This is a genomic window from Pseudomonas defluvii (assembly GCF_001695625.1).
GTDB lineage: Bacteria > Pseudomonadota > Gammaproteobacteria > Pseudomonadales > Pseudomonadaceae > Aquipseudomonas > Aquipseudomonas defluvii.
Window position 1 is genome coordinate 1 of record NZ_MBPN01000185.1, and the last position, 5,233, is coordinate 5,233.

Here is a 5,233-nt window from a genome sequence, read left to right on the forward strand (position 1 = left end):
GGGTCATAGTCACACTTCCACCCAAAATCCCCCATCTGAAACTCGCCGCCTTCGACAAACACCATATTGTCCAGCGACTGCACCACTGTGTTGAGCAGTTGGGTGCGTATGTCGGTAGACAGCTTCGGGTAGGTCTGGTCGATGGTCGTCGCAATCTGCGCGACTTTTTCTGCAGAGAGTTTTTCGCTCTTGGGCAATGGCAGGGATTGGGCCTGACAGCCGGTCAGTAGCAGCAGCGCCGCAGTTGGGAACAGTAATTGAGTCGTTGGCAGGCAGAGCACGGCAGCATCCCCAATGGCCTCAAGGCCAGAGGTTTGGACGCTAGCAGATTGGACCGACGACTTGTTGTAGGACCTTTCTGAAACCACTTTCCAGCGCAGGAGCCAGCACGGCTGGCTCCTGCGGCAGGCTCAGGCTTCGTGGCTGATATGCCCGTCGACCAGAGTGTAACGTACGGCGCCTGGCAGGCAGTGGCCGATGAACGGGCAGTTTTCACCCTTGGAGCGCCATTGTTCGCCCGCGACAGTCGAGGCCTTCGGATCGAACAGCACCAGGTCGGCTGCTGCCCCCACCTTCAGTTCACCAACCGGCAGGCGCAAGGCGTGCGCCGGGCCGCTGGACAGGCGCTGGAGCAGGGTTGGCAGGTCCAGCAGGCCGTCTTCGACCAGCGTCAGGGCCAGCGGCAGCAGCAGTTCGACACTGCTGATACCTGGCTCGGTGGCGCCGAACGGTGCTAGCTTGGCGTCACGTTCGTGAGGCTGGTGATGGCTGGAAATGGCCTGGATTACACCGGCTTTCACGGCCTCGCGCAGGCCTTCGCGGTCGGCCCGGGTGCGCAGCGGTGGCTGGACGTGGTAAAGGCTGGAGAAGTCCACCAGCGCTTCATCGGTGAGGATCAACTGGTACAGGGCGACATCGGCGGTCACGGGCAGGCCCCGGGCCTGGGCCTGGGCAATCAGCTCGACGCCGCGGGCACTGGTCAGTTGGCTGAAGTGTGCGCGCACGCCGGTTTGTTCAACCAGCAGCAGGTCACGCGCCAGCGCCACGGTCTCGGCGGTTTCGGGAATACCCGGCAGGCCGAGGAAACTGGCCATTGCGCCTTCATGGGCGAGGCCGCCCTGGGCCAGGTCGCGGTCCTGGGAGTGGAAGATCACCGTCAGGTCGAAGGTGGCGGCGTATTCCAGTGCGCGGCACAGGGTGCGGGTGTTGGCAAAGCCGCTCAGGCCATTGCCGAAGGCCACGCAGCCCGCATCTCGCAGGGCTATCAGTTCGGCCAGTTGCTCGCCTTCCAGGCCTTTGCTCAAGGCACCGATCGGGAACACTTTGGCATGCCCGGCTTCACGGGCGCGGTCGAGAATCAGCTCGGCGACCGCCGATGTGTCCAGTATTGGCTTGGTCCGTGGCGGGCAGCACAGGCTGGTGACGCCACCGGCTGCAGCAGCACGGGTTTCACTGGCAATGGTGCCTTTGCGGCTGTAACCCGGCTCACGCAGGGCGACGCTGAGGTCGACCAGGCCCGGAGCAGCCACCAGGCCTTGGGCATCCAGGCTGCGCGCAGCGTTGAAGCCGGCCGGGGCGGCGCCGATGGCAACGATCTTGCCCGCGTCGATGTGCAGGTCGTTGACCTGGTCCAGGCCGCTGACCGGGTCGATGATCCGGGCGCCGAGAATGCTGAGGGTCACTGGGCGTTCTCCTGCTCGAATTGACGTTGTGCGGTCTGGCCGCTCATGGCCATGGACAGTACGGCCATGCGCACGGCAATGCCGTAGGTGACCTGATTGAGGATGACCGAGTGGGCACCATCGGCCACGGCCGATTCGATCTCGACCCCACGGTTGATCGGCCCCGGGTGCATGACGATGGCGTCCGGTTTGGCGCCGGCCAGGCGTGCGGTGGTCAGGCCGAACAGGCGGTAGAACTCGCCCTCGCTCGGCAGCAGGCCACCCTGCATGCGCTCACGTTGCAGGCGCAGCATGATCACCACGTCGACGTCTTTCAGGCCTTGCTCCAGGTCGGTGTAGACCTTCACGCCGTACTGCTCGATGCCCACTGGCAGGAGGGTTTTCGGGCCGATCACGCGGATGTCCGGGCAGCCCAGGGTTTTCAGCGCGAGCATGTTCGAGCGGGCGACCCGCGAGTGCAGGATGTCGCCAACGATAGCCACCGAGAGGTTCTCGAAGCTGCCCTTGTGCCGACGGATGGTCAGCATGTCGAGCATGCCCTGGGTCGGGTGTGCGTGGCGGCCGTCGCCACCGTTGATGATCGCCACGTCCGGGCACACGTGCTCGGCAATGAAGTGTGCAGCACCGGAGTCGGCATGACGGACCACGAACATGTCGGCCGCCATGGCCTCGAGGTTGCGCAGCGTGTCGAACAGCGTCTCGCCCTTGCTGGTCGAGGAGGTCGACACGTTCAGGGTGATCACGTCCGCCGAGAGTCGCTGGGCAGCCAGCTCGAAGGTGGTACGGGTACGGGTGGAGTTCTCGAAGAACACGTTGCACACGGTTTTACCGCGCAGCAATGGGACCTTTTTCACGGCCCGGGCACCGACTTCCAGGAAGGAGTCGGCGGTATCGAGGATTTCGGTCAGCAGTTCGCGGGGCAAACCGTCGAGCGAGAGAAAGTGGCGCAGCTGGCCCTGATCATTGAGCTGCAGCGGGCGCTTGGCGTCGATTGGCGTCATCGCGGGGGACTCTTAAAGTGCGGAAACGGTGGCGAGGTCCTGGCGCTCTAGGGCGAGCGGGGCGGGGCCGAGCAATTTTACCCGTTCATGGGCAGCCAGGGACAGGGTTGCACCGACCACATTCGGACGGATCGGCAGTTCGCCAGCGTCCAGGTCGAGCAGGCAGACCAGGGTGACACTGGCTGGACGGCCGTAATCGAACAGTTCGTTGAGGGCGGCGCGGATGGTACGACCGCTCATCAACACGTCATCCACCAACACCAGGTGCTGGCCTTCGATCTCGAAGGGCAGCTCTGACGGACGCACTTGCGGGTGCAGGCCGTTCTGGCTGAAGTCGTCGCGGTAGAACGATACGTCCAGTGTGCCGAGCGCGGCGTCCTGTTGGCCAAGGGCTTCAAGCAGGGCCTGGGCAACCCATACACCGCCCGTGCGGATGCCAATGTAGCGCGGCTCGGTGATGTTACGGCGGGCCAGATGCGCCTGCAGGTCGCTGGCCATCTGCCGGATCAGTTCGGCGGGATTGGGTAGGCTCATGCTTGCTCCTCAAGAGGCCGGGCGCTAGTACGGTCCGGCTTGAATCCGTGATCAGGGTTGCATCAGCCCGGCATTGGCTTCCAGCCACCCTTGCAGCAGCAGGGCGGCGGCAATGGCGTCGACCGGGTTGTCGCGGTAGCTGCCGCGCTGACCGCCACGGGCCATGCGCTCGCCCTTGGCTTCAAAGGTGGTCAGGCGTTCATCGTGGGTGTGCACAGGCAGGTTGAAGCGGCCATTCAGGCGGCGGGCGAATTTCTCGGCGCGGGCGCTCATTTCGCTGGGCGTGCCGTCCATGTTCAACGGCAGGCCGACGACAATTGCGTCGGGCTGCCATTCCTTGATCAGTTTTTCCACCTGGGTCCAGTCCGGCACGCCGTTCTGCGCTTTCAGCGTGCACAGTTCGCGGGCTTGCCCGGTGATCATCTGGCCAACGGCCACGCCAATCTGTTTGCTGCCATAGTCAAAACCCAGCAGTAGTCTTGGTGCACTCATCAGGCGTGCCCCGCCTGGCTGGTCAGCAGGCTGAGGTTGATCCCCAGGCTGGCTGCGGCCGCTTCAAGGCGCAGGTCGCTGGTCAGGCCGAAGATGATCTCGGGATCGAATGGGCAATTGAGCCAGGCATTGTCCGCGAGCTCTGCCTCAAGCTGCCCGGCTTCCCAGCCGGCATAACCCAGGGTGATAAGGCTGTTTTCCGGGCCTGTACCGTCGGCAATGGCGAACAGGACGTCCTGCGAGGTGGACAGCGACAAGCCTTCGAGCTCGATGGTTGCCTGGTAGGTCGGGCCGCGGCTGTGGAGCACGAAACCGCGGTCGGTCTGTACCGGGCCACCCATGTAGATGGGTATCTGCAGGCAGCGCGTCGGCGTTTCGGTGTCCGGTCGCAGTTGCTCGAGGATATCGGCCAGGTTCAACTCCTGTGGCCGGTTGACCACCAGGCCCATGGCGCCGCTCTCGTTGTGTTCAACGATGTAGGTCAGGGTCTGGGCAAAGTTCGGATCGGCCATGTGCGGCATGGCAATCAGAAACTGGTGCTTGAGGTAGGTCGGGGCGATGTTCTTCATGACCCTTAGTGTGGCGTTGAGGCGCCCTACTGACAAGCCTGAGGCACGCCCTTTAATTGCTCGAAAGGCGGTCGCCGCGGGCGAAGCGCCAGGTACGGATGATCTCCAGCCGGTCGATGTCGGCAAGATCCCCGGTGAAGGGCGCAAATGGCGCCGCCAGGCGCACGATACGCTGTGCTGCCTGATCGAGCAGCGGTTGCCCGGACGACTCCAGTACCAGTACCTCATAGAGCGAGCCGTCGCGGTTGATCGAGACCATCAGGCGCAGGCTGCCGTAGATCTGCTGGCGGCGTGCTTCGTCGGGGTAATTGAGGTTGCCGATGCGCTCGACCTTCTTGCGCCATTCCTCTTTGTACCAAGCGCCTTTGTCGCGCATGGTCGAGGCGGCATTGAGCCGATGGATGCGTGGGCGCTTGGCGTAGGCTTGCTGTTCATGGGCCAGTTCGGCCTCCAGGCTGGCGATCTGGCTGGACAGTTCCGAGCTGTCGAATTCCGGTACCGCCACCTTGGGTTTTGGTTGCGGTTTGACTTCCTTGGGCCGGGTTTCGACTTTCTGCGGTTTGGCGGCCTGGGTGGTGACCACGGCCTTGGGCGGTGTCGGCTGCGGCAGCACTTCCTGCCGTGCGGCAGGCGGTGGCGTTACCTTGTTGATCGTGCTGTCCTGGAAGGGCGCCAGTTCAGTGGTCTTGGGCACTGCTTTCTTGTCCAGGGTGCCGCTGCCTTTCTGGTTGTCCTGAGCCAGGAAGTCCGCTTTCTTTGGGGGCGCTTCACTCTTGAACGTGGCCAGGGTGATTTCCAGGGTCCGCCGAATTTCTTCGGGTTTGGCAAAGGTAAAGCTCAGGCCCAGGATCAGCGCCAAGTGCAGCAGCGCCGCCAGAAAAAGGGTAAAGCCGAGCCGCCGTGGCCGTCGTTGCGGGCCTCGGCGATGGGAATGCCGTCGAACACGATGGTCGCG

Annotated in this window: 6 protein-coding genes and 1 pseudogene; all 7 read right to left on the reverse strand. The window is 63.7% G+C overall.

Features of this window, described 5'->3' with window-relative positions; all coding sequences use genetic code 11:
* Window positions 1–281, reverse strand: a pseudogene (locus tag EKA13_RS25755) (formylglycine-generating enzyme family protein); the annotation flags it as partial.
* A 129-nt stretch (window positions 282–410) separates the two neighbouring features.
* Window positions 411–1,682, reverse strand: coding sequence for a dihydroorotase (locus tag EKA13_RS25760; protein ID WP_065761895.1), 1,272 nt, complete (start codon window positions 1,680–1,682; stop codon window positions 411–413).
* Window positions 1,679–2,683 (reverse strand): aspartate carbamoyltransferase catalytic subunit, encoded by a 1,005-nt coding sequence (locus EKA13_RS25765; RefSeq protein ID WP_065761896.1) that lies wholly within the window; start codon window positions 2,681–2,683, stop codon window positions 1,679–1,681. The genes EKA13_RS25760 and EKA13_RS25765 overlap by 4 nt, the downstream gene beginning before the upstream one ends.
* A 12-nt stretch (window positions 2,684–2,695) precedes the next feature.
* Window positions 2,696–3,217: a bifunctional pyr operon transcriptional regulator/uracil phosphoribosyltransferase PyrR gene (gene pyrR, locus EKA13_RS25770; RefSeq protein WP_065761897.1), complete on the reverse strand. Its 522-nt coding sequence runs from the start codon at window positions 3,215–3,217 to the stop codon at window positions 2,696–2,698.
* Between the two features lie 51 nt (window positions 3,218–3,268).
* Entirely contained in the window at window positions 3,269–3,709 is a 441-nt protein-coding gene (ruvX, locus tag EKA13_RS25775; RefSeq protein ID WP_065761898.1) for a Holliday junction resolvase RuvX, read from the reverse strand.
* A complete protein-coding gene (locus tag EKA13_RS25780; protein WP_065761899.1) occupies window positions 3,709–4,278 on the reverse strand; it encodes a YqgE/AlgH family protein in 570 nt (189 codons plus the stop codon). Before EKA13_RS25780 ends, ruvX begins: the two co-directional genes overlap by 1 nt.
* 52 nt (window positions 4,279–4,330) lie before the next feature.
* On the reverse strand, window positions 4,331–5,233 hold a 903-nt coding region (locus EKA13_RS25785; protein ID WP_425415182.1), incomplete at its 5' end, for a TonB family protein.